The organism is Actinospineispora spinosispora DSM 44797 (assembly GCF_000429025.1).
Lineage (GTDB): Bacteria > Actinomycetota > Actinomycetes > Mycobacteriales > Pseudonocardiaceae > Pseudonocardia > Pseudonocardia spinosispora.
Map to the genome: position 1 here is coordinate 48,350 of NZ_KE386837.1, position 24,442 is coordinate 72,791.

Sequence of the window (24,442 nt, forward strand, 5' to 3'; positions counted from 1 at the left end):
TACGTGACCTCCGCGACCCCCGAAGCCGCCGCCGTGCCCGAGGGCGCTGTGTCCGACGCGACTGCCTCGACACCGGAGCAGCCGCCGACCGAGTCCCGCCTGCTCGACGCCATCGACGAGGCGCGCGCCGCCGCCGTCGAGCTGGCCGGCGCGGACGCGATCGGTGACCACGAAGAGGTGTACGGCGAAGATCAACACGCCGCAACCCATTTCTTCGCCGCGCATCAGCCCGGTTACCGGGGCTGGCGCTGGGCGGTCACCGTCGCCGCATGCGACTCCGACTCGCCGATCACGGTCAGCGAAGCCGCGTTGCTGCCGGGCCCGGATGCGCTCGTCGCTCCGGCCTGGGTGCCGTGGCAGCAGCGGGTCCGCGCGGGTGACCTCGGCGTCGGCGACCTGCTCCCGGCCGACCCGGACGATCAGCGGCTCGTCCCCGGATACCTGAAGTCGGAGGACCCGGCGGTCGAGGAGGTCGCGCACGAGGTGGGTCTGGGCAGGCCGAAGGTGCTGTCCTCGATCGGCCGCGACGAGGCGACCGAGCGCTGGCGCGAAGGGTCGAGGGGTCCGCGTGCCGACATGGCCAAGGCCGCGCCCGCATCATGTGTGACCTGCGGTTTCTTCCTCCCGCTCGCGGGCGCGCTGCGCGCCGCGTTCGGTGTGTGCGCCAACGAGTTCGCCCCGGCCGACGGCGCCGTGGTGCACGCCGAGTACGGCTGCGGAGCGCATTCCGACGTCGAGCCCGACCCGGGCCCTGTCGCGCCGATCGCCGAGCTGGTCTACGACGACGGTGTCGACCTGGAAACCAGCGCCTCTCAGTGAGCACGGACTTCCACTGGGAGCGCTACGCCGGGGAATGGATCGAATGGGTTCGCACGCCGGACCATGACGCGTTCTGGGTCTACGTCCAGCAGTTCCGCGAGTTCCTGCCGCCGCCGGGTTCGCACACGTTGGACCTGGGCTGCGGCGAGGGCCGAGTGTCCCGTGAGCTGACCGACCTCGGGCACCGGGTGACCGCGAGCGATCTGTCGCCGAGCCTGCTGGAGGCGGCCGAGCGCGCCGGCTCGGCCGCCGACTACCGGCTGGCCGATGCCGCCGCGCTGCCGTTCGCGGACGACAGCTTCGACCGGGTCGTCGCCTACAACGTGCTGATGGACGTCCCGGATGTGCCGGCGGCGGTCGCCGAGGTCGCCAGAGTGCTGGCGCCGGGCGGGGAGTTCACGATGTCGGTCGTGCACCCGTTCGCCGACCGGTGCACGGTGGACGACTCCGGCCGGTTCGTCATGGCGGGCGACTACCTGACCGGCGGGGTGTTCAGCGCCGCTGAGACCAGGGCCGGCCTGGACATGCACTGGGACGGCTGGTCACGGCCGCTGCACGAGTACTTCGACGCGTTGACCTCGGCCGGCCTGGCGGTCACCGCGATGCGCGAGCCGAAACCAGAGCGGGTCGACGGCCCGTACAGCGGACTGGAGCCGTGGCGGCGCATGCCGTTGTTCCTCTGGCTGAACGCCCGGCACCGCGCTTGAGCAACGACCCGTTCGGCACCGCCGCGTTGCGCACCTCGGTCCTCGCGTCCTGGGCCGGTTCCCCCACCCGGTTCCGTGAGGACGCCAACGCGGAGGAAGACCTGCTGCTCGGCGGGTACGCGGACCGCTGGTTCGTCGAGCTCGCGCAGAACGCCGCCGACGCCGCGCAACGCGAAGGGACAACCGGGAAGCTGCTGCTGCGCGCGGTGGGCAGCGAGCTGAGGGTGGCGAACACCGGTGTCCCGCTGGACACGGAGGGCGTCACCGCGCTGGCGTCGCTGCGGGCGTCCACGAAACGGGACACCGACGCGGTCGGCAGGTTCGGGGTGGGTTTCGCCGCGGTTCTCGGGGTGAGTGCCGAGCCGCGTGTCGTGTCGGCCGAGGCAGGTGTGGCGTTCTCCGCCCGGCGGACGGCGGCGGCGGTCCGCGAGCTGGGCGGCGCCGCGGCCGAGGAGCTGGACCGCCGCGACGGCAGGCCGCCGATCCTGCGGCTGTGCTGGCCGGTCGAGGCCGAGCGGCCGCCGGACGGCTACGACACCGAGGTCCAGCTGCCCGTCGAGGACGCCCCGGCACTCCTGGCCGAGGCCGACGCGGCGGCACCGGACCTCCTGCTCGCTCTGCCGTGGCTCACCGAGATCACCGTGGCGCACCGGGACGGCGTCATCACGCATAGCCGCCACGACGACGGCCCGTCGGTCACCCTGTCCCGCCAGGACGCCGAGTCCCGCTGGCTCCTGCTCCGCCGCAGCTCAGAACCCGTGAGTGGCGAGTGGTCCCAGAGGACCACTCGCCACTCACGGGTCGCTGTTGAGGACCGGGAGGGGTGGTCGGTGTGCTGGGCGCTGCCGCTGGGCCACGACGGCGCGCCGGCCCCGCTGGATGAGGACGTCCTGCATGCCCCGACGCCGAGCGACGAGCGGCTCGCGCTGCCCGCGCGGCTGTTCGCCACGCTGCCGATGCAGCCTTCCCGCAGACGGGTCCGCACGGGACCGGCGACCGATGCGGTGCTCGCCGAAGCGGCGCTGGCCTACCTCGACCTGGTCCGCGCGCTGCCGGCCGAGCAGCGCATCACGATCGTGCCGCGCACCGGTTTCCCCCGCTCCGAGCTGGACTCCGCGCTGCACACGGCCATCGACGAGGTGCTGCGCGGCTCCCGATGGCTGCCGTCGGCGCGACCGGACGGCGACGATCTCAGCCCGAAGGACGGGGTGCTGCTCGACCAGCCCAGGCTGTCCGGGCTGCTGGGCGACGTCCTGCCGGGGCTGCTGGCCGAGAGCCTGATCGGCCGGCGCACCGAGCTCGCCGCGATCGGGGTGCGTGCGCTGCCGCTGTCCGAACTGGCCGACCGCCTGGCCGGTGTGCGCAGGTCACCGACCTGGTGGCGCGACCTGTACACGGCTCTGGAACCGGCACTGGACACCCCGGGCGCCCGCGACGAGCTGGCCGCGCTGCCGGTCCCGCTGGTCGACGGACGGACCGTGACCGGCCCCCGCACCGCGCTGATGCTGACCGACGAGATGCCCGAGGCGGCCGACGAGGTCGACCTGCCCGGACTGCGTATCGTCGCCCCGGACGCGGTGCACCCGCTGCTGCGCCGGCTGGGCGCGACCGAAGCCGGCCCTGCCGAGCTGCTGGACCACGACGCGATCACCGAGGCGGTGGGCCGCTCGGTCGCGGACGCCGAGGACGGCGCCGACCCACGCCCGCTGATGAAGTTGGTGCTGGGCCTGCTGGAGATCGTCAGCGACGGGCACCGTCCGTGGCTGGCCGCGCTCGCGCTGCCCGACGTCGACGGCGAACCGTGTCGCGCCGACGAGCTGATGTTCCCGGACGCGGCGATCGCGCCGCTGCTCGACGACGACGCCCCGCTCGCGGTGCTGGCCGAGGACGTCGCAGCGGCACACCCGAGGCGGGTCTTGGTCGCGGCCGGTGTCCTGGACTCGTTCGCGCGGGTCGTCGACGAGCAGCCCACCGGCCCGGACCACGACCTGGACGACGAGGAACAGTGGTGGGACGCGCTGCCCGAGCCGCCGTCGAGGCTGGTCGCGATCCGTGACCTCGACCTGGTGCGCGACGACGCCTGGCCCGCCGCGCTCGCGCTGCTCGCCGCCGACCCGGAGTTCCGTCCCGCGCTGCGCCGTGACCACCCGGGCGACCCGGAGCCGTATACGACCTGGTGGCTGGCCCGGCACGCGGAGCTGGCAGGTCAGGCACCCGGCTATTGGCGCCTGGGATCGGCCGCCGATCTGGCGGGCCTCTTCGACCCGCCGCTCGCCGAGAAGCCCCAACCCACGAGCGATCCGCTCAGAGCCGGCCGTCCGGTACTGGACGACGCACTGCTCGCCGCGATCGGAGTCCGCACCGACCTCACGGTGCGCGACGAGGAGGCTGCCGAGGACCTCCTGGACCGCCTCGGCGACCCGCACCGGACCCCCGACGCGGCGCTGACCTGGCGCGCCCACAGCGCACTCGCCGACGCGGTGCTCGCCGACCGGGTCGATCCGGCCGATCTGGACCCGCCGACCCGCCTGCGTTCCTCAGCAGGCCCGGTGGTCGACGCGGACCGCGCGGTTCTGCTCGACCGGCCGTGGCTGGCACCGGCGCTCCCGGCGGCCGAGACGATCACCGGCCGCCTCGATCAGGACGGCCTCGACGCCCTCGCCGAACTGCTGGACCTGCCGCTGGCGTCCGAGATCGTCGCCGGTTCGGTGATCGGCACCGGAATGGACACCGCCTGGGCGGACCTGCCGGAGGTCGTCGCCGCCTGCGCCGCGATCGGCATCGACGCCCCCGACGGTGGGCTGCGGTGCCACGAGTCCCTCGAGGTCGAGCTGAGCCGCCCGGAACGGCGACGCATCGCGGTCCCGGTATGGCGCGAGGGCGGCATCTGGCACGCCGCCGACCCGGTTCGGGCACTGCTGATGGAGGTCGCTGTTCGCATTCGCGAACAGTCCTGACCAAACGGCCCCGCAGCTGATCACTCTGGTCGGAGGATCAGCTGGTGACAGCACCTGTGCGGATCTTCCTGGCGGTCCTGGCCGCGTTCGGGCTGGCGGCGTCCCCGTTGCTCAGCGGCACCGCGTGGGCCGCGCCGCGGCCGGTCCCCAACTCCATGGCCGACGACGAGCAGACCGCGGTCGAGGTGGTCAACGGCTTCTGGACCAGGCACTTCCAGGAGTACTTCGGCGGCTCCTACAGCCCGCCCAGGGTCGTGGGTGCCTACGTCGGCAGCCGGGGCCCGCGCTGCGGCGGCATCCGCTCGATGGCCGGCAACGCCTTCTATTGCCGGCCGGGTGACTACCTGGCCTGGGACGAGCAGCTGATGAGCGCCGGCTACTCGAAGATCGGCGACTCCTGGGTGTACGTGATCATCGCGCACGAATGGGGCCACGCGATCCAGGCGAGACTGAAACGCACGATGGTGAGCCAGGATGGTGAGCTGCAGGCGGACTGCCTGGCCGGCGCGACCCTGAACGGGGCGGCGCACGACGGGACCCTGATCGTCGAACCGAACGATCGGGAAGAGCTCGAAGGTGCGCTGGTGGCGGTGGCGGACAAGTACAAGTGGTCCAGCAGTAAGGACCACGGCAACGCTCAGCAGCGCGTCAGCGCGTACAACAAGGGCGCCCTGGGTGGGGTGAAGGCGTGTTTCCAGCCGGCAACCGCCCCACGCTCGTGAGTGGCACGGGCGCCTGGAGGCGCCCGTGCCACTCACGAGCGAAATAGGGAACTCGTGGTGCCCTACGATCGGCGGGTGCTGATCGGGGGTGAGTCATGAAGCCGTACGTGATGCTCGTGCTGATCGCGGTGAGCGCCGGCCTCGGCGCGTTGCTCGGGCTCGGCGCGGGCGCCGTACTGGCCGCGCTGATCACGATGTTCTGCATGATCGCCGCGTTCGGCGGGACCCTGGCCGCCGACCTGCGGCTGCTGGCCTGGTTCGGCCCGCTGCTGGTGGTCGTCGTCGGCGTGATCAGGGTGCTGCACCCGGTGTCGTCCTGGCTGGCGATCGCGCTGGTCACCGTCGTGGTCTTCGCGGTGGGACTGGTTCCGGTGATCGGCACCCGGTTCATCACCGTCGGCATGGCGCTGGGCATGGCGACGGTCTTCGCGTACGGCATCCAGATCGCCACGACGGTCTGGCAGTCCTTCGCGGCCCCGGCCCTCGCCGTGATCGTGGTACTCGTCTTCCGCTGGATATCCGGACGTCAGGACCCCGAAGCCCCGTTGCGTGCCGCCTTCGCCGGTGCCCTGAGCAGCGACGCGCCCGCCGCGCGTGAGCACGCCTATGCGCAGTGGTGGGCGGACGGGCCCCGAGCCTGGACCACCCGCGCGCTCGTCGGGCTCGCCCGGTTCCGCAACGCGGCGAGGGTCCTGCAGTCCCGCCGTCGGCTGGTGACCGGCCCGGCGGGCGAGCAGATCGAGCAGGTACTCACCGCCGCCGAGGCGGAGGCGAGCAGGCTCGCCGGGCTGGTCACCGTGCGGGAGCAGTCGGACCCGAACGACCGGGTCCGCAGGTCGGGCCTCACCGAGGTGCTGCCCGGCGCGACCCGCGAGCTGATGACGAGCCTGTGGCAGGGGCTGGAGACCGTGCAGGCGGCCACGGCGGACCGCGACCGCTCTCGCGGCGAACGACCCGACTACCTGCGCAAGGACAGCGTCCGCGACGCGATCCGCGGTGCGCTGAACTGGAACTCGGTCCAGCTGCGGCACGCGGTGCGGTGCGCGCTGGGCATGCTGATCGCGCTGGTGGTCGCGCAGTTCTTCACGACGAACCCGCTGGTCCCGTCGTTCCTGATGGCGGTGTTCGCGATCATGCAGCCGCAGCTGCAGGACAGCATGCGGCTGGCGACCCAACGGGTGTACGGCGCGGTCGGCGGCGCCGCCGCTCTCGCGTTGATCATCGTGCTCGGGCTGCCGGAACCGGCGCTCATGCCGGTCGGGGTGATGGCGATGGTCGTCGGCATGCTGTTCTTCCAGCGGACCCAGCCGATCGTGTTCAACGGCTGCACGGTGCTGATGTCGGTCGGCCTGAACGTCAACCTGCGCCACATCGAGCTGCGGCAGATGCTGCTCGAGTACCTGCTGATGATGGCCATCGCGGTGCTGATCGCGCTGGGCTTCGGTTTCGTCGCGGTGCCCGGTGTTCCGGTCGCGGGTCTGGCCAGCCGGTTCGACGACGCCGTCCGCGACACGCAGGCGCTGCTGCGTGAGCTGACCGCCGGGCTGGTGAACCACAACGTCGAGCCGCACCGGCTGCGGCCGCTGTTCCGGGCGGTGACCGGAGCGCAGCAGAACCTGCGCGCGGTCGATGCGGTCACACCTGAGCCGTCGCCGGAACAGGTGGAGGCCGCCGAGGCGGCGGCGGACGCGGTGCAGGGGCTGTCGACGAGTGCGTCGGCGCTGCTGTCGCGGTCGAGGTCGAGTGTTGTGCTGGTACCCGCGGTCGGCGAGCTGGCCCGGCAGCTGGACGCACGGGTCCGTCCCGACCCGACCCTGATCGACCTCAGGCTTCCGGCGGTGATCGACGAGGAGCAGCGCCTGCTCCTGGACACGATGACGGCGAGCGCCGACGCCCTCTCCCAGGCAGGCGAGCAGCTGTCAGCCCAGCCCACACCGCGCTAGAGCCGACACCGCGCACCTCGACGTCACACCGCGCGGTGTGCACGGTGCGCGGTGTGGGCGGGAGGTGCGCGGTGTGGGTGGGCGGTGCGGTGTGGGTTTAGTCGAGGCCGCGCTGCGCGAGGCGGGAGCCTCGGCGTGCGGCGCGGCGCTGCCAGGCGAAGATCGACAGGCCGAGCAGGCCCAGCAGCCAGCCGACGAGCGTGCTGGTGAACCAGATGTCCAGCGGACGGTCCGCGACCAGGTGCGCGACGAGGAATCCGGCCCAGACCAGGAACCACACCGCCGTGCCGACCGATACGACACCGGTGACGTCGGTGAGCGCGCGCGGTGGCGGCGGCGGGTCCTGCACGCGATGAGCCTACAAGTCTGGCGCCTTCGGCGTCGGCGGGAGACACTTCGCCGGACAACGAAGATCGACCACGAGCGGGAGCCGTGCCATGACTTCGCCCGACACCGCCAAGCCGGACCCGGCACCGCCCCGGGGGCCGGCGGAACGGCTGTTCAAGATCAGCGAACGTGGGTCGACGATCAGCCGTGAGGTCCGAGGCGGCATCGTCACGTTCGTCGCGATGTCCTACATCGTGGTGCTGAACCCGCTGATCCTGGGCAGTTTCAGCGCGACCGACCCGAGCGCCAAACGGGACGTGCTCGGCGCGATCCTGCCGGTGCCGCAGGTCGCCGCCGTGACCGCGCTGGTCGCCGGTGTCATGACACTGGTGTTCGGTCTGGTGGCGAACTACCCGTTCGCGATCGCCACCGGCCTCGGCATCAACACCCTCCTCGCGGTGACGATCGCGGCGCAGGTCAGCTGGCCGGAGGCGATGGGCCTCGTCGTCGTCGACGGTGTGATCATCGTGCTGCTCGTCGCGACCGGCTTCCGGACCGCCGTGTTCAACGCGGTGCCACCCGAGCTGAAAGCGGCGATCGCGGTCGGGATCGGACTGTTCATCTGCTTCATCGGCCTGGTCGACTCCGGATTCGTCCGCAGGCTCCCGGACGCGGCGAACACGACCGTGCCGGTCGGGCTGGGCATCAACGGCTCGATCGCGTCCTGGCCGACCCTGGTGTTCATCGTCGGGCTGGTGCTGACCGGCATCCTGGTGGCGCGCAAGGTCCGCGCGGCGATCCTCATCGGGGTGCTGACCAGCACCGTGCTGGCGATCGTCGTCGAGGCGATTGCACACGTCGGCCCGTCGAAGGGCGTCAACCCGAAGGGCTGGAGCCTCGGCTATCCGTCGCTGCCCAGCCACATCGTCGGCCTGCCGGACCTGTCGCTCGTCGGCCAGGTGTCGCTCGGCGCGTTCACCCGGCTCCCGGTGATCGCGGTGTCCCTGCTGGTGTTCACCCTGGTACTGGCGAACTTCTTCGACGCGATGGGCACGATGACCGGTCTCGGTCAGCAGGCGAAGCTGGTGCGCGAGGACGGACAGCTGCCGCGGGTCGGTCGCGCGCTGTTCGTCGAGGGACTCGGCGCGGTCGCCGGCGGTGCCGCGTCCAGCTCGTCCAACACGGTGTTCGTCGAGTCGGCGTCCGGCATCGCCGAGGGCGCGCGGACCGGTCTGGCCAACGTGGTCACCGGTCTGCTGTTCCTCGCCGCGATGTTCTTCACCCCGCTGTACGAGGTGGTGCCGATCGAAGCGGCGGCCCCGGCGCTCGTGGTGGTCGGCGCGCTGATGATGCGGCAGATCGTGGAGATCGACTTCACCGACTTCTCGGTCGGCCTGCCGGCGTTCCTGACGATCGTCGTCATGCCCTTCACCTACTCGATCGCCAATGGCATCGGCGCGGGCTTCGTCAGCTACGTCCTGCTGCAGACGGCCACTGGCCGGGCACGTCAGGTGCACCCGCTGATGTGGGTGGTCGGGGTGGCGTTCGTCCTGTATTTCGCGGTCGGGCCGATTGAACAGAGCTTCAGTTGAGGTATCTAATATAACTCTTTCGGGTTAAACTACTGGGCGGCTTCAGTCGAGATGGTCATCGCGAGGGGTATCGATGTCAGAGGTTGGCCCGGCATTCGCCGACAAGCTCAATCATCTGTTCGCCACGGTTCGGCCCCGAGGGCGTGGGGGGCGGGAGTACAGCAACGAGGACGTGGCCGCCCAGATCCGCCGGGTCAACGACGTGACCATCTCGCAGAGCTACATCTGGCAGTTACGCAAGGGCCGCAAGGCCAATCCGACATTGCGGCATGTGCAGGCCCTCGCCGAGTTCTTCGGGGTGCCCGCCGCGTATTTCGTCGATACGGGCGTGGCTGACCGGGTCGACCGTCAGCTGCGGATCCTTGCCGCTGAGCAGCTGCGGCGGGAGGCCAACGACGCCAGCGAGGACGTCGCGTTGCTGGCGATGCGGGCCGGTGAGCTGTCGCCCCAGCGGCGCCAGCAGGTCATGGATCTACTCGACGTGGTGTACCAGCTCGAACAGTCCGAACGCGGCAACAGGTAGAGCCTGGGCAACGCTCCGGGGCGGCGTCGCCCGAGCACGGTCGATATCAGGAATAATGAGGGCTGGCAATGGAAGAACGGGAACTGCGCCGCCGCTGCAAGCGCGAACTCCGCTCGTTGAAGATCGAGCCACCACTGCGGGTGGACGTTCTGTGCGAACGTTTCGGCGAGAGTCGGGGCCGCCCCATTCGTCTGGTTCCCTATGCGCTGCCGATTCCCGGCCCGTTCGGCCTGTGGCTGTCGACCGCGACGACCGATTACCTGGTTTATCAGGCCGGGACGAGCCGGATACATCAGGACCACATCATCCTGCACGAATTCGGTCACATGATGGCCGATCACGTGAGTGATGAGGAGGACGACCAGTTCTGGCGCACCGAGCTGCCGGACCTCTCGCCAGACATGATTCGCCGTGCCTTACGCCGTACTTCCTACGACGACAGACACGAATGCGAAGCCGAGCTGGTCGCGACGATTGTGATGGAGTGGGCATCTGACCTGGACTATACGACTCCGCATCGTTCTGATCAGAAGGCGGCCCGTCAATTAGAGGGTGCGTTCAGTGAGCGGCAAGGCTGGCTGTAGTGTGGTATTCAGAATTCCTGCTGAAACTGGGCTCTCCGTACGTGGTCGCGGCGGGGTTTGTCGCCCTGTTGTGGAACTTGTACCGCTCAGCTCGTGATCCTAAGAATCCTCGAATCTGGGTGGTGAGTGGTGCGATCGCCGCGGGGTTGGGTGAGTACGCGGCTGTGCTGGAGGAAATGAAAAGGTGGCTGGCGCAGGCGCTGGGTCCTGGCGGGCCTCGCCTGTTCCTGGTGGCTGTTCTCTTTCTATTCTGCTTCTTGATGCTCTGCTTCTTCTTGATTGCGACGGCGGCCAGTCGCCAATTAATTCGGCTTAACTTCGCGCTGTGGTTGGCCGCGACCGTGGTCATTGCGCTGTGCTGGAGATCCGGCGCACTTTCCGGCGTGCCTGGCGTGCCGATTGACAGTGCTTCTTATAAAGTGTCGGTCTTCGTCCAGATCATCTATCTGAACTACGCGCTGTGGGCTTCGTTGTTGGTGGCGTGGCGATACTCGAAGATTTCGCGGCCGCCGTTGTCTACCGGGTTGATCATTGTCGCGGTGTCCCTACTGCTTCGCGACGTTTCAGGTATTGTGGCCAGCGACATATCTAAGACTTTGGGGGTGTTCGGCTATCCAATTGTTGTTCCTGACTGGCTCCGGGTGGTGACTGGCTGGGGTGGTGTCATCGGGCGAGTGGGGCTGATGATCGGCGTGGTCTATCCCGGTGTCGTCGGCCGAGCGCTGATGGTGCGTCGCGCGTTACGGCAGCTCACAAGCTACCGAGAGCTCACACCACTGTGGACAGCCTTGAGTGCGGCATTTCCGGCGACGACCCTGCGGCCACCGGTCACGTACGGCCTGAGCGACTGGTTCACCTGGCGTTCGGTTCGCAGGCGTTACTACCGCCGAGCGATCGAGTGCCGGGACGGGCTCGTGCAGATCAGTCCGCATCTGACGGACACCGAGAACCTGGAGACTCCGGAACAGCAGGCGGCGCAGGTTCATGCGGCGCTGGCGGCCGCCCGGCGTGGCGCGGCACCGTACGGCGGTGGGGTGTTGCTGGCCGCGCCGAGCAAGCCCGGCTTCGACGCGGACGCGGACGCGCTGGTCAAGCTGTCCAAGGCGTTCGCCGCGCTGGCCTCGAAGGGCTGATTTGCGTAGCGCGAGTGCCGACCCGGCTTCGTTCGTGAGGTATGCTAACTAGATGAGTGCCGCGCAAGGCGTCGTATCCGACCTGGCCAGTCAGCTTCGGCTGTCCGTGGTCCGGCTGAACCGGCGGCTGCGTTCGCAGCGTCCCGAGGAGACGGTCTCGCTGACCCAGATTTCAGCGATGGCCACGCTTCGGACCTGCGGGGCGATGACGCCGAGCGAGCTGGCCGCCAACGAGCGGGTCCGGCCGCCGTCGATGACGCGGGTCATCTCGGCGCTGGAGGAGGCCGGCCTGGTCTCGAGGCGTGATCACCCGACCGATGGTCGCCAGTCGATCATCGAGCTGACCACGCGCGGTACCGAGCTGTTGAACACGGAGACCTCGCTGAAGGAACGCTGGCTGGACAAGCGGCTGGCCGAGCTCACCGAGGAAGAGCGGACGACCCTGAGCAGGGCGGCCGAGATCATAGACCGAATGGCGGGCGCATAACCGACGTGACTGAGCTGCTGAACGAGAACACGAACACCCCGAGCAGCTCATCCGTACCCCCGGATCCGGTCAGACCCAGCATGTTCGCGTCGCTGCGAGTGCGGAACTACCGCTATTTCGCGAGCGGCCAGGTCGTGTCGCTCGTCGGCACCTGGATGCAGCGCATCGCGCAGGACTGGCTGGTCCTGGACCTGTCGCACGGCAGCCCGGTCGCGCTCGGCGTGGCAAGCGCGCTGCAGTTCACCCCCACCCTGCTGCTGTCGCTGTGGGGCGGCGTCCTCGCCGACCGCTACGACAAGCGCCGCATGCTGCTCGTCGTCCAGGCGGGCATGGGCCTGTGCGCGCTGGCGCTCGGTCTGCTGGACGTCACCCACCTCGCCGTCCTGTGGCACGTCTACCTGCTGTGTTTCCTCCTCGGCTGCTTCTCCGCGCTGGACACCCCGACCCGGCAGGCGTTCGCGTCCGAGCTGGTCGGGCCGGACCAGCTGAGCAACGCGGTCGGGCTGAACTCGATGACGTTCAACACCGCGCGCCTCGTCGGACCGTCGGTCGCCGGGCTGCTGATCGCCGCGGTCGGCACCGGCTGGGTGTTCCTGCTGAACGCGGCCAGTTTCGTCGCGGTGATCGGCGGGCTGCTGGCGATGAACCCGGCGACGCTGTTCCGCTCGGCGCCGGTGCCCAGGGGACGCGGCCAGCTGCGCGAGGGGCTGCGGTACGTCGCCGGGCAACCGGTACTGATCGGCGTGCTGGCGCTGGTCTTCGTCGTCTCCACGCTCGGCATCAACTTCTACCTGACCCTGCCGCTGCTGGCGCGCAACGTGTTCCACGGTGGTCCGGAGAGCTACGGCATGCTGACCGCGGTCGTCGCGGTCGGGTCGCTGGTCGGCGCGAGCTTCGGTGCGCGTCGTATCGGACGGCCCCGGTTGCGTGTCGTGATCGGCGCCGCGCTGGCCTTCGGTGTCCTGGAAACCGTCGCCGGTCTCATGCCGAACCTGTTGACCACGGCGATCGTGCTGGTCCCGACGGGTCTGGCGGCGCTGGCGTTCACCACCGCCGCGAACTCGAGCGTGCAGCTGACCGTCCCGCCGTCGATGCGCGGCCGGGTGATGGGCCTCTACATGCTGGTGTTCCTGGGCGGTACGCCGGTCGGCGCGCCGCTGCTGGGTCTGCTCGGGGAGAAGTTCGGTGGCCGTGCACCCACGGTCGTCGGCGGGGCGGCCTCGGTCGTCGCGGTGCTGATCGTCGTCGTGGTCCTGCGGTCGGTGCTGAAGCGCCGGGCCTCGAGTGCGAGAAACGCGTCATCGCCGACTGAGTGAGTCGGGAGATTCGCGGTCGAGGACGTCGGCGAGGACCGCGAAGTGCGGTAGCTCGTGCCAGTTGTCCCAGTTGCCGATCACGTACAGCCGCCGCGTCGCGCGAGCCGTGGCGACGGCCAGCGGGTTCGGTGTCGTCGCTGCCCACACCCGGCCGCCGAAGCTGTTCGGATCGCCGCCGAGGACCAGGACGAGCACGTCCACCGGGCCGTCGGCGGGGCTCCCGTCGCCGAGCCACTGACGCACGATCGGCCGAGCACCATCGGTGACCTGGGCGAACAGGCCGGTGACCGCGATGTCGCCGGCCGGAACCTTGTGCTCCTCGATCAGCTCACGCAGCAGAGCATCGAGCGCCTCACCCTCGGCGGGCACCCAGTTGCCCCTCGACTCGGTCGCGGACACGTCGATCCACCGGCTGGCGCAGGCGAGCTCCGGCAGCCGCACGACGTCGGGTACCAGCAGGTCACCGCCGTAGGCGATGCGGTTGCCGAGGTCCACCAGCGGTTCCTCGACCCGGTGGCGGACCCGTAGCGGCGTACCCACCCAGAGCTCGGTGTCCGACCCGGTCAGCAGCGTGCCGAACCGGCTCGTCCGGTCGGCGACCCGCTGCGCCGACAGCCCGCGCGCGGTCCACTGCTCGGACACCCGGTAGCAACGCCGCAGCACGTCGACGGTCTTGCCGGGCAGCGCCGGGGCCGGCTCGTCCTGACGCGGATCACCCACCAGCACGGCTCGCCGGGACCGCCACAGGCCGCCGACCACCTGTTGCGGCGTGAGCTCACCCGCACTGTCCACGAACAGCCAGCCCAGAGCCTCACGCTCCAGCCCGTCGAACAGGGCCGGCATCGCGGCGAGCGTCGTCGACACGGCAGGCACCACCAGAAAGAGCGACTGCCACGCGGCGAGCAGAACGTCCGGCGCGACCTGCAGGCCGTGCTCGATGACGTGCGCGGCCACGGTCAGGTTGGCGCGCAGCCTCGACGCGGCGTTCAGCGCGAACGCCTCGTGCAGCCGCAACGCCTCCGCGGTCAGCCGCTCGCGCGCCGCGGTGTACTCGGGGTCGGCCCACGGCGTGCACAGCTGCTCGCCGCCGGTCATGTCGAGATCGGACGGCACGACGCCCGGCCAGGCGTCGTGCGCCTCCTCGATGAGCAGCCCGGCGCGCTCCAGCCGCTGCTCGGCGGCCACCCGGTCGGACTCGCACTCGTCGCGTTCGCCGCGTGCGTGCCCCAGCCGGGCCTGATGCCGCTCGGCCTTGCGCCGCAGTGCGTCTCGCACCTCCGTCGCGGCGGTGAGCTCCTGGTCGAGCTGCCCGGCGCGTTGCTCCCACTGCTGACGTCCACGCAGCAGGGGCCGACGCCGTGCGTGCACCCGGCTCTGTTCGTCGAGCTCGCCGCACCGGGCTTCGGCCTGCGCCAGCGGACCGGCCTGCTGACCGGTCACCTTGTCCAGCTCGGCGCATTCGTGGTCGGCTTCGGCGACCTCGCGGGTCGCCTCGTCGAGCTCGACCCGGTAGCGCGCCAGGTTGGCGACCGCCTCGGCCACGGTCTGGCGCTGCTCGGTCAGCCGGGTGACCTCGTAGGCGGCCGAGGTGAACCCGGCGACCGCGCTCGCCCAGTCCGGCGCCGAACTCTCGCCGACCCACAGCCGGGTGACGAAGTCCGTGGTGTCGTGCAGCTCGGCGACCAGAACGTGGTCGGCTGTGACGGTCAGGTGCTGGGTCGGCGCATCGTCGGAGACGGCGAGGACGATCTCGGAACCGGCCAGCACCGGCCGGACCTTCCGTACCGTCGTGGTCCCGTCACCGAGATCGACCCGACCGGCGATCTCGGTGAACGCATCCTCAGGGCTGCTCAACGCCGCGAGATGGCGCGCCCGTTCGACCACGACATCGGCGATCACCTCACGCAACACCGCCGCCCTTCCGGTGTCCGGCGGTGCGTGCAGCGTGAACAGTCCGCCGGAGCGGTGCAGCTCCCGGCGAATCTGGCTCGCCGCGAGCTGCTGCCCGAACAACAGCGGCGCACCGGCGTCACTCGGCCACCGACCGGCGGACAGCTGCTTCGGCTCGACCGCGGTCAGCAGCTGCGAGGCAGCGTCGCGGACGTCGACCCGCCGTCCGGTGTCGATCTGGTGGCTGTCGGTCAGGTAGTCGGCCAGCGCGGACCCGATGTCGTCGGACCGCAGCGCGCGAGCGACCAACCGCAGATCCGGCGTCGCGGGGCTGTTCAACGGCGCCCGCCCCCTGGTGGCCGGCCGGTCGTGGCGCAACACCCGCACCCCCGACGGCCGCAACGATCCGGCCACGCCGAGCGCGTCGGCCAGATTGTCGGCGAACCGGTGCAACGCCCGGACCTGCAGCTCACCGACCAGCGACTGGCTGCGCGCGAACGTCCGAGCCGCCTCGACCGCCGGACCACCCGCGACCTGCCCCGGCGCCTCACCGCTGGCGAGCCGGTCGAGCACCAGGGCGAACCCCTGCTCGTCGCTCTCCAGACCGTCCAGCCAGTTCGGCTTGTTCGGACCGGGCGCCTCGGTCCTGCCGACGGCCCAGGCGCAGGCGGACAGCGCTGCGGAACCGGGGACCAGCCGCCCGGAGCTGTCCAGCGTGAACGCGAACAGCGCGGTGTCACCGGACGGTGCGACGTCCCGGTAGCTCAGATCCGGCCCGAAGACGTCCGCCAGATGCTGCTCCAGCCTGGCCGACGAGAACAGGCCGCCGTACACGACGAAGTGCCCGCTCGGCTGGTCGGCGTCATCCCAGGGGGCCACATCGTCGGGACCGAGATCGAGCACGTGCTCCTCGGCGCCGCGCTCGGGCAGCCGGGGCGGACCGAGCGCCTCGATGGCCCGCCAGAAGCTGAGGACCTCCGGTGCCCGCTGCGGTACCCGCGCCAAATCGCCCCTCTCGCCATCGCTCAGGCCAAGTTATAGCCCGCGCCCTACCGCCCGATCAAGATCCGGTGCCGGCGCTTCTCAGTACGTGGCTTCGGACGCCGGAACACCGCGCCGCTTAGCTTCGGGAGTGAGATGACAGCCGGTGATGAGCAGCAACGAGGTGTTGACCGCCGAACTGAACGTGAAGCTGGCCTTGTACCTGTCGCTCAGCTCGATGCTGTGATCACCGGGGCGGTCGACCGTGAGCTGTGGGACGTCGAACCCGTAGCGGCGCGCGATGTCGCCGACGATCGCCACCGCCCGCGCCCACTCTTCATCCGTGAACCCGCCTTTCGAGGCCCAGGTGGGTAGACCAGCAGTCTGCGCGTCATGGGCCGAGAGGCGACGGTTCACCTCGTCGAAATCCGCGCCGCATCCCGCGCGGCCCTCCTGCTGACGCACCGACCAGGAGAACCTGGGGAATGTCATGCTCAGCTGGGTGCGGATCGTCGTCAGCATCTCCCCGTAGTGGGAGATGGCCTGGTCGAGGTCGGGGCGTTGCATGAGTGTGGCGAACTGGCGTTGCTTCACGGTGGCCTCGGATTCCAGCAGACTGCACGAGGTGGTCAGGGTCGCGGACACGACGGCCAGCGCACACAGGGCTCGGGTCGTGGCCCGGAAACGCATCAGTCGTCCTTGATCCGTAGGTCAGGGCGACCGGCGACGATCACACCCATGTTGTACTGGCTGGTACTGCGTTCTTCCAGGTAATCGGTGTGTCCGTACACGGCGGTGAGTGGCTTGCCATCGACATCGACGGCGTCCCCGGTCGCCAGCTCGTGGACGTCTTTCAGCGGATCCGACGGGGCTCCCCATTCGTAGGGCGAGACACCGAAGTTCGAGTTCAGCAATGGCACCGGGTCGCCGTTCGCCCATTCCGCGTAGAGGTGGCCCTGGGGAACGTGCAGGTCGGAGCGTTGCTCGGCATCCATGCCTGGCGAGCCGAAGACGACGGCGTCCTTGACCGGTGTGTCCTGATGCAGAGCGACTCCTGTCGTGAGGCTGCCGTAGGAATGTCCGAGTGCGGTGAGGTGCAGTGGCCGGTCAGCAACGTCGTGCGTCGCGCCGACGCCGTTGAGGAAGCTGGTCAGTTTGGGTGCGCCGACCTGGGCGAGATGATCGGACGCTACCGAATCCTCCCCGTTGACCAGACCGGCGAGCTGCGGCGCGTCGTATCCGATCCACGTCACGGTTGCCACCTTGCCGCCGTCGCCGTGGTTGTCGGCGAGGTTCTGGGCCTTCCGCTGGAGGTCGTACATGTTCCGGTCGTAGCCCTCCAACGAACCGTCCACCGTGCTGGTGAGGCCAGGAGTGAACACCGCAACGTGTTCGGCCCTGTCCACATCGCCAACAGCGACCACTGCCTTGGCTCGCTTACCAGTGGTGTCCAACGTCAGCAGCTGGCGGCCCGGGAGCCTCATGGTCGACTCGACGGCCTTCACCGAGTCGAGTTTCGCCTGGAGGGTGTTGACGGCGCTGGTGTCGTTGCGCGCCGTGGCGTCGTTGAGCTGCGCGGTCAGGGCGGTTGTCTCCAGGCCGATCCGGTTCTGGTTGATCGCGGTTCGGGTGGCGGCGGGGATGCCGTCGAGGTTGCCGAGCCAGGCCGGGTTCTGCTTCGCCAGGATGGCCTGCCCGGCGGGGGACAGCGACGCCCACCAGCCCGCGTTCTGCGCGGGGGTGCCGGCGGGTGGCGGGTCGGGGAGGGTCAGACCGGGGTCCGCCGTACCGGCCGCCGCTGCCTCGGTGGGGCCGGCCGCGTCGGCACCGAAGTCACCACGTTGGGCTCGCTGGAACACCGAGGCCAGGTCGTTGTCGATGTCGGTGGCGGTGCGCAGGGCCTGGGCGATCTCGTCGGCGATCTGACGGTGGATCCGGAGCCGGTCCTCGGGGTGCAGCTCCGGCGGGACGACGGTTCCCGCGTAGCGGTCGCTGATCATGCCGTCCTCGCCGACCAGGAAGCCGTACCTGGCTGCCAGTTCCTCGGCGTTGCCGATCGCGGTCTGCACGGCCGGGATGGCATCGGAGGCCTGTGCGAGCGACTTGCCGACGATGGCGACCCCGCCGACGGCCTGGTCGAGCCACGTGGTGAGGGTCTTGTGCTGCGCCGAGGCCTGATCTGCTGCCTGCCCGGACCAGCCCGGCACCGGCAGCGCTCTGGTGAACGCGTCGCCGGAGTGGACCAGCATCTGCTGGCGTTGCCGCAGGGTGGTGGCGATCTGGTCGAGAACGCCGGCGTTCCAGCGCTTGACCTCGCCGAGGGTGGGCATCAGCCCAGCGCCCGGGTGATCGCGTTGAGTTCACGGCTCACCTGGGGATCCCCGGTGAGCGCGGTGGTGTTGCGCTGCTCGGTGGCGAGATAGGCCTCTGCCGAGGCACCCAGCGAGCGGGCGTGCTGCTCGGCGGTGCTGCACCAGCCGGTGAAGTAGGTGGTCCATGCGCTCACATAGGCACCGGCGGCGCTTGCGGCGGTCGCTCCGGGGAGCGCGGCGGCGACCTGCGCGACGGGGCTCCAGCAGTCCGCGCCACGCAACGCCGTCACCGCTTCGGCTGCCGCGCTACCGGAGGCCCTCAGCGCGTCCGGCGTCGTAGCGAAATCCACGTCGTTCTCCTGATCGGCTCGGCGAGCGTCAGCCGAGTATGGCCAGGTCGAACGATCGGGTGGGGCGGAACGGCGAAACCGGGTGCGATCAGAAATCGCCGGCGCGCACACCCGCGACGAACCGGTGCCACTCGGCGGTGTCGTAGACGTGCGGGGTGAGCGCGAGGTCCTTCGAGTCGCGCAGCGCGACCTGGCCGCCGGTCAGGAACGCGACCTCGATGCAGCCGTCGGATGCGCCATTACTGCCGCTGAAGCTGCTCTTGCGCCACCGGGCGCCGGTGAGGTCCACGAGGTCTCTCCGATCATGGCTGTTCTGCAATCTTGCGGATCAGCGCAATCGAGTCCTCTGGACTCAGCGCCACCGCCCGCAGCTGCTCGAACTTGAGTGTAGCGCCTTCGACTAGAGCCTCCTTGTCCGAATTGACCGCGCCGACCGCATGCTCGACATAGACGACGTCGGGTTCACCGAGGTCGTCGAAGCTGAGCAGGATGAACATGCCGGACATCGCAGGATGTGCGCCGACCTCGCTGGGAATCACCTGCAACGTGACCGTGTCGAGCGCGGCGAGCTTGATCAGGTGAGCGAGTTGCTTGTCCATCAGCTTCAGACTGCCGATCCGCTGATGAAGCAACGATTCCGGGATCACCGAGATCAACTCGATCGGATCGTCCGTCGAGGTCAGCCGCTTCTGTCGGATCATGCGCACCGCGATGTCATTGCGTAACCGCTCGTCGCTGCGGAGCTCGCCGGACCCAGTGAACAGCGCCTTCGCGTAGTCCGAGGTCTGGAGGAGTCCGGGCAGGGCGATCGGGTTGTACTCACGGACGAGCGTGGCGTCCGCTTCCAACGGGACGTAGCCCTTGTCCTTGAGGCCGAACGCGTGCCACCAACCCCGCTCGGCTCCCGCTCGGAGCATGTTCTCGAACTCGGGCCAGCGGTCGTACGTCACGCCGAAAAGGTCGAGCAGGCTGCGCAGCGCGTGGATGTTGATCGGCCCACCCAGCTCGACGCGGTTGAGCGCGCTGCTCGACATCTCCATCCGGATGGCGACCTCGTCGGTCGTCAGGCCCATCTGGTTGCGCAGCACTTTCAGCCGTCTGCCCAGCTGGCGGCGCTTGCCGCGTGCGGTTCCCCCCATTTCGGCATCTTGGCAGAAGGGATGACGCCGGCGGGATCCCCGGCTTTATGGTTGACCAGTGAAGGACTGGGCGGTGTGGTCGAGGGTCTCGGTGCCCGCCGGACCGTCGCTGGACCTGCTGCACGCCAAGGTCGTACGGGACTTCGCACGGCACAGCCACGGCGAGTACGCGATCGGCACGTGCACCGGTGGGCTGGAGGCGATCTCCTACCGGGGCGGCGTGCACTACTCCGGTCCGGGCAGCGTCGTCGTGCTCGAACCGGGCGAGGCCCACACGGGCGGTCCGGCCGAGGTCGACTGCTTCACCTACCGGGTCATGTATCCGGCGACGTCGCTGGTGGGCGAGGCGCACTTCGCGCAGCCGGTCGTGTACGACCCGGACCTCGCTCGGCGGCTCGCCGACGCGCACCGGATGCTCGGTGCGGGCGGCGACGGCCTGGAAGGGGAGTCACAGCTCGTCGCGGTGTTCGGTGACCTCGTTGCCCGGCACGCGTCCGGACCCAGGGCCGCCGTGCGCGCTCGTCGGGGCCTCGCCGCCGCGGTGATGGCCCGGCTGGCCGACGGTCTGCTCGAACCGCCGACGCTCGCCGAACTGGCCGCCGAGCACGGACTGTCCCGCTACCAGCTGCTGCGTGCCTTCACCGACGAGGTCGGCATGCCCCCGTACGCGTGGCTGGCGCAGCATCGGGTGGCCAGGGCGCGGACGCTGCTGGAGCGCGGTGGGCGGCCCGCCGAGGTCGCCACCGAGGTCGGGTTCGCGGATCAGGCGCACCTGACGCGGTGGTTCCGGCGGGTTCTGATGGTGACGCCCGCCGCGTACCGCAACAGCGTTCAAGACGTGCGGCGGCGCTCCGCGTCATCCTGACCGGGTGAGTAGGCGTGGCTGGCTGCTGTTCGCGGCGATGTGTCTGGCGTGGGGCATCAACTATCTGTTCATCAAGGTGGCGGTGCGGGAGCTGTCCGTGCCGATGCTGGTGTTCCTGCGGACCGGCATCGGGGCACTGCTGCTGGTGCCGCTGGCCGCGCGCGTCGGCTGGACGGCGGCGCGCGACGTGGTGCGCCGGCACTGGCTGCCGCTGCTCGGGTTCGCCGCGCTGGAGATCATCGGGCCGTGGTACCTGCTTTCCGACGCCGAACGGCACCTGACCAGCTCACTCGCCGGGCTGATCATCGCCGCCGTGCCGATCGTGGGAGTGCTGATCAGCAGGTTGTTCCCGGACTCGGAGCAGCTGAGCCGGACGCGGTGGGCGGGGCTGGTCATCGGGGCGGTCGGCGTGGTCGTGCTCGCCGCGCCCGCTGTGCACGGAGACAGCGCGCTGGCGGTCGGCGAGATGCTCCTGGTGGTCGTCGGTTATGCGATCGCGCCGATCATCGCGGCCCGCAAGCTCGCCGAGGTGCCGAACTTCGTGATGACCACCGTGTGCCTCGGGTTCGCCGCGCTGGTCTACACACCCGCCGCGGTCCTGACCTGGCCGACCCGGTGGCCGTCCGCCGAGGTCGTGGCGTCGGTCCTCGTGCTGGCGGTGGTCTGCACGGCGTTGGCGTTCGTGGCGTTCTTCGCGTTGATCCGGGAGGTGGGCACGGCACGGGCGATGGTCTTCACCTACATCAACCCGGCGGTGGCGGTCGCGGCGGGCGTGCTGGTCCTCGGGGAACCGTTGACCGCGACCATCGTTGCCTCGTTCGGGCTAATCCTGGGCGGATCCGTGCTGGCCACAGCATCGAGTCGATCAGGGCGCTTGCGCGTCAAGCAAGGGTAGGCTAACTTAAGGAAGTCGCTTCGTGGTGGGAGCGGCGCGTCAGTTCGGGAATGTAGCGAAGCCCCGTCCGGTTACCTCGCCGGCCGGGGCTTTGTTACGTGACGGGGTCATTGAACAGCGCGCAGCAGCAGCTCCTGGAGGGTTGCCTGCTCCTCCTGGCTGAGCCCGGCGAGCGGTGACTGCTGCTGGAGCAGCTCCAGGAGGCGTCCGCGCAGTTCGGTGCCCTTGTCGGTGAGAACCAGCTGCTTCGCGCGCCGGTCGCCGGGATGTGGCTGCCTGGTCAGCAGACCCTGCTGCTCCAGCTTGTCGATGATGAACGTCGCGTTGGACGGCTCGCAGCTCATTCGGTCGGCGAGGTCCTTCATGGTCATCGGACCGGTGAGCTCACGCAACGCGGTCGCCTGGGGTGCGGTGAGGCCGAGCGTGACCGCGCGCTCGCGGACGTGGTCGGCGATCTGTCGGGAGAGGTCGTTGACCAGCCCGCAGAGCTGGCGCTCTGCGACAACCTGGGGCTCGGTGGCGGTCATACCTCCAGCTTAACCGCGTTTCTAAAACTTCTAGCTTGAATCATTCAAGCTAGAAGCATAACGTGACCCGCATGACGACCTTCCAGAACGACCGGCTGCGGCGGCCGGCCGGGCTCCAGACGCTGACCCTGGGCGACACCACCCTCACCTACGTCCCGGACGGTGTCGTGGAGCTGGTCCCGCGCCGCTGGCTGCCGGACACGACCGACGAGGTGTGGCGCGCGCATCCCGAGTACCTGAGCGAGTCGGGGAACCTGGTCGCCAGCATCGGCGGCCTGCTCGTGGAGCGCGACGGCCGAGCGCTGCTGATCGACGCCGGGCTCGGTCCGGAGACCATCACCGCGGAACCGGACAGCCCGGTCGGCGCGGGCCACGGCGGAGCGCTGCTGGACAACCTGGCGAAGGTCGGGCGCGCGCCGTCGGAGATCGAGACGGTGGCGATCACCCACCTGCACCCCGACCACATCGGCTGGGCCTGGCACCCCGAGCCCGGCAGCGACCGGCCGGCGTTCACCGGCGCCGACTACGTCCTGACCTCGCCGGAATGGGCGACCCGCGACGGCCTGACCGAGGAAATGGTCGACGCGCTAGCCCCGCGCGCCCGCACGGTCACCGACGGGCAGGAGATCTGGCCCGGTGTGACCGCGATGCTCACCCCCGGCCACACTGCGGGCCACACGTCCTACGTGATCACCTCGGGCGACCAGCGGCTGATCGTCCTCGGCGACGCGCTGCACTGCGCGATCCAGGTCGACCACCCCGACTGGTCCGCCGCGGTGGACGTCGACATGGCCCAGTCCGCCCAGTTCCGTCACCGCCTGGTCGCCGAGCTGCGCAAACCCGACACCCTCGGCTACGGCATCCACTTCGCCGACGCCGTCTTCGGCCGGGTCACCGACACGACCCCCGCTTGGCAGCCGATCTGACTACCGGCGCCAGCCCCATGATCACCACCGTCTGAGGGCTGTTTTCGCGCGACAGAACAGCCCTCAGGCGGTGGTGATCATGGGACGCGGGTCAGCGGAAGCCGTCGGCGACCACCGCAGCCAGGTTCAGGAACGCCTCTCGGGTCGACGGGGCGAGCAGGGACGCCTCGATTTTTCCGCCTGAGTAGAGGTGTTCGTCGGCGGGGATTTCGATGACGTCGTTGCAGCGCAGGTTGAAGTGGTCACGCAGCTGCCGGCGGTCGACCCGGGCACTGCCTCGGTCGCTGCACAACACCAGGATCGCCTCGTCGGCCAGCTGCTCGTGGCCGTGCGCGAGCAGCCAGTCGAGCGTCTTGCTGGCCCGGCTCGCACCGTCGACGGTGAGTGAGCCGACGACGACCAGCCGGTCCGCCGAGGTGAGGATTCCGCGCATGACGTCGTGCACCATGCCGGTGCCCGAGTCGGTGATGACGATGGGGAAGTAGCGGGTCAGGGTCTGGCAGACCTGCTCGTACTCGTCGCGGCGGAACGCCTCGCCCATCGCCGGATCCTGCTCGCCCGCCAGCACCCGCAGCCGCCCGGCCAGCGTCGTGAACTCGCTGAAATCACTGAGCGAGCCGATCGTGTCCAGGTTGCCGAGGAGATCACGCACCGTGCGGGTCGGCTCGCCGGTCAGCCGGTCGGCCAGGGTCCCGGCGTCGGGATCGGCGTCCAGCGCGACCACACCGTCGCCCCGGTACTCGGCCATGAGCAGACCCAGGCACGCGGCGACCGTGGTCTTGCCGACCCCGCCCTTGATCGAGCTGATCGCGATCTGGCTCGAACCGTGCAGCGGTCGGCGCACCCGGTCGAGCAGCTCCTGGTAGCGCCGTTCGCCCGCGCCCGGACCGACGTTCAACCGGCCCCCGGTCGCGGCGTGCACCCGGGCGCGCCAACCATGCCTTGGCACGACCTGGTCCGGCCCGAGGATCCGCTCGTGGCTGATGGCGTCGGCGGTGATCCGGCGACGGCTCGGCAGCTCCCGCACCTCGGGTTCCGCCGGACGCTGCTCGACCGGCCGGACCGCCGGTGCCGGTTCGGGGGCCTGTTGCCGAGGCCCGGACGGCGCGGGGATGTGACCCCACTGCGCGGGCTGTTCCAGCCCGACGACGTTGCCATCCGTGCCGGACGGAACGGGCGGTCGTTCCGGAGCCGGCGGCCATGGTGCTTCGGTCGGAGCACCCCACCTCGGTCCCGGCGCGCTGGAGGCCCACGGTGGCGGCGGTGGCGGCGCCTGTGGCGCCCAGGCACCCGGTGATCGAGGAGGCGGCGCGGCGGGGACGGTGCCGTAGGGCGGTGCCGCCAGCGGGATCCAGCCTTCTCGTGGGGTTGCGCTTGCCGACGGGGCGAGGGTGTTCCATCCGGCGGGTGCGGCGGAGCCGTCGGTGTGGGCGGTGCGGTCGGGCGG

Annotated in this window: 23 protein-coding genes; 14 read left to right on the forward strand and 9 right to left on the reverse strand. The window is 70.0% G+C overall.

The window, feature by feature from the left end; genetic code table 11:
* Positions 1–3 precede the first annotated feature (3 nt).
* The 5 genes from G406_RS0139065 (at position 4) to G406_RS0139085 (ending at position 7,148) form a co-directional block, all read left to right on the forward strand.
* Complete coding sequence (locus G406_RS0139065) at positions 4–819, forward strand: DUF3027 domain-containing protein (RefSeq protein ID WP_245607381.1); 816 nt, start codon at positions 4–6, stop codon at positions 817–819.
* Positions 816–1,526, forward strand: a complete 711-nt coding sequence (locus G406_RS0139070; RefSeq protein WP_028938072.1) for a class I SAM-dependent methyltransferase — start codon at positions 816–818, stop codon at positions 1,524–1,526. The genes G406_RS0139065 and G406_RS0139070 overlap by 4 nt, the downstream gene beginning before the upstream one ends.
* The gene (locus tag G406_RS52605) at positions 1,523–4,483 is read left to right on the forward strand and encodes a sacsin N-terminal ATP-binding-like domain-containing protein (RefSeq protein ID WP_051343287.1); all 2,961 of its coding nucleotides are present in this window, start codon (positions 1,523–1,525) and stop codon (positions 4,481–4,483) included. Before G406_RS0139070 ends, G406_RS52605 begins: the two co-directional genes overlap by 4 nt.
* Positions 4,484–4,527: 44 nt before the next feature.
* Positions 4,528–5,205: a neutral zinc metallopeptidase gene (locus tag G406_RS52610; protein WP_156935387.1), complete on the forward strand. Its 678-nt coding sequence runs from the start codon at positions 4,528–4,530 to the stop codon at positions 5,203–5,205.
* Between the two features lie 95 nt (positions 5,206–5,300).
* Positions 5,301–7,148, forward strand: a complete 1,848-nt coding sequence (locus G406_RS0139085; protein WP_028938073.1) for an FUSC family protein — start codon at positions 5,301–5,303, stop codon at positions 7,146–7,148.
* Positions 7,149–7,245: 97 nt separating this feature from the next.
* Here G406_RS0139085 and G406_RS0139090 read toward each other — a convergent pair whose 3' ends face one another.
* Entirely contained in the window at positions 7,246–7,497 is a 252-nt protein-coding gene (locus G406_RS0139090; RefSeq protein ID WP_028938074.1) for a DUF2530 domain-containing protein, read from the reverse strand.
* Positions 7,498–7,585: 88 nt separating this feature from the next.
* Here G406_RS0139090 and G406_RS52615 point away from each other — a divergent pair, with 88 nt between their 5' ends.
* The 6 genes from G406_RS52615 to G406_RS0139125 all read left to right on the forward strand — a co-directional run bounded on the left by G406_RS52615 (position 7,586) and on the right by G406_RS0139125 (position 13,110).
* Positions 7,586–9,067 carry an NCS2 family permease gene (locus tag G406_RS52615; RefSeq protein ID WP_051343289.1) on the forward strand — a complete coding sequence of 494 codons (1,482 nt, stop codon included), beginning with the start codon at positions 7,586–7,588 and terminating at the stop codon, positions 9,065–9,067.
* A gap of 73 nt (positions 9,068–9,140) precedes the next feature.
* Positions 9,141–9,590: a helix-turn-helix domain-containing protein gene (locus G406_RS0139100; protein WP_028938075.1), complete on the forward strand. Its 450-nt coding sequence runs from the start codon at positions 9,141–9,143 to the stop codon at positions 9,588–9,590.
* 68 nt (positions 9,591–9,658) lie between these two features.
* A complete protein-coding gene (locus G406_RS0139105; protein ID WP_028938076.1) occupies positions 9,659–10,174 on the forward strand; it encodes a hypothetical protein in 516 nt (171 codons plus the stop codon).
* Between the two features lie 41 nt (positions 10,175–10,215).
* Positions 10,216–11,307 (forward strand): MAB_1171c family putative transporter, encoded by a 1,092-nt coding sequence (locus G406_RS57565; protein ID WP_342666277.1) that lies wholly within the window; start codon positions 10,216–10,218, stop codon positions 11,305–11,307.
* Positions 11,308–11,359: 52 nt separating this feature from the next.
* Entirely contained in the window at positions 11,360–11,794 is a 435-nt protein-coding gene (locus tag G406_RS0139120; RefSeq protein ID WP_028938078.1) for a MarR family winged helix-turn-helix transcriptional regulator, read from the forward strand.
* Between the two features lie 5 nt (positions 11,795–11,799).
* Positions 11,800–13,110 carry an MFS transporter gene (locus G406_RS0139125; protein WP_051343290.1) on the forward strand — a complete coding sequence of 437 codons (1,311 nt, stop codon included), beginning with the start codon at positions 11,800–11,802 and terminating at the stop codon, positions 13,108–13,110.
* Here G406_RS0139125 and G406_RS0139130 read toward each other — a convergent pair.
* The 6 genes from G406_RS0139130 to G406_RS0139155 form a co-directional block, all read right to left on the reverse strand.
* Positions 13,093–16,005, reverse strand: a complete 2,913-nt coding sequence (locus G406_RS0139130) for a hypothetical protein (RefSeq protein ID WP_028938080.1) — start codon at positions 16,003–16,005, stop codon at positions 13,093–13,095. The two genes, G406_RS0139125 and G406_RS0139130, sit on opposite strands and share 18 nt — an antisense overlap.
* A gap of 78 nt (positions 16,006–16,083) precedes the next feature.
* Positions 16,084–16,671, reverse strand: a complete 588-nt coding sequence (locus G406_RS52620) for an LppA family lipoprotein (RefSeq protein ID WP_051343291.1) — start codon at positions 16,669–16,671, stop codon at positions 16,084–16,086.
* On the reverse strand, positions 16,671–18,311 hold the full coding sequence (locus tag G406_RS55025; protein ID WP_051343292.1) for an alpha/beta hydrolase: 1,641 nt from the start codon (positions 18,309–18,311) through the stop codon (positions 16,671–16,673). Before G406_RS55025 ends, G406_RS52620 begins: the two co-directional genes overlap by 1 nt.
* Complete coding sequence (locus tag G406_RS0139145; RefSeq protein WP_028938081.1) at positions 18,311–18,643, reverse strand: hypothetical protein; 333 nt, start codon at positions 18,641–18,643, stop codon at positions 18,311–18,313. Before G406_RS0139145 ends, G406_RS55025 begins: the two co-directional genes overlap by 1 nt.
* 88 nt (positions 18,644–18,731) lie before the next feature.
* Positions 18,732–18,932, reverse strand: a complete 201-nt coding sequence (locus G406_RS0139150; RefSeq protein WP_028938082.1) for a DUF397 domain-containing protein — start codon at positions 18,930–18,932, stop codon at positions 18,732–18,734.
* A 13-nt stretch (positions 18,933–18,945) separates the two neighbouring features.
* Complete coding sequence (locus G406_RS0139155) at positions 18,946–19,782, reverse strand: helix-turn-helix domain-containing protein (protein ID WP_028938083.1); 837 nt, start codon at positions 19,780–19,782, stop codon at positions 18,946–18,948.
* Positions 19,783–19,840: 58 nt separating this feature from the next.
* Between G406_RS0139155 and G406_RS0139160 the strand changes: the two genes are divergently transcribed.
* Both G406_RS0139160 and G406_RS52630 read left to right on the forward strand, forming a co-directional pair.
* Positions 19,841–20,647, forward strand: a complete 807-nt coding sequence (locus G406_RS0139160) for an AraC family transcriptional regulator (protein ID WP_028938084.1) — start codon at positions 19,841–19,843, stop codon at positions 20,645–20,647.
* Positions 20,648–20,651: 4 nt separating this feature from the next.
* Entirely contained in the window at positions 20,652–21,542 is an 891-nt protein-coding gene (locus G406_RS52630) for a DMT family transporter (protein WP_037080948.1), read from the forward strand.
* Positions 21,543–21,649: 107 nt separating this feature from the next.
* Here G406_RS52630 and G406_RS0139170 read toward each other — a convergent pair whose 3' ends face one another.
* Positions 21,650–22,069 carry a MarR family winged helix-turn-helix transcriptional regulator gene (locus tag G406_RS0139170; protein WP_028938085.1) on the reverse strand — a complete coding sequence of 140 codons (420 nt, stop codon included), beginning with the start codon at positions 22,067–22,069 and terminating at the stop codon, positions 21,650–21,652.
* Between the two features lie 71 nt (positions 22,070–22,140).
* On the opposite strand from G406_RS0139170, the gene G406_RS0139175 reads away from it, so the two are divergent.
* The gene (locus G406_RS0139175) at positions 22,141–22,995 is read left to right on the forward strand and encodes an MBL fold metallo-hydrolase (RefSeq protein WP_028938086.1); all 855 of its coding nucleotides are present in this window, start codon (positions 22,141–22,143) and stop codon (positions 22,993–22,995) included.
* Between the two features lie 91 nt (positions 22,996–23,086).
* On the opposite strand, the gene G406_RS0139180 is transcribed toward G406_RS0139175, so the two are convergent.
* On the reverse strand, positions 23,087–24,442 hold a 1,356-nt coding region (locus G406_RS0139180; RefSeq protein WP_084216738.1), incomplete at its 5' end, for a MinD/ParA family ATP-binding protein.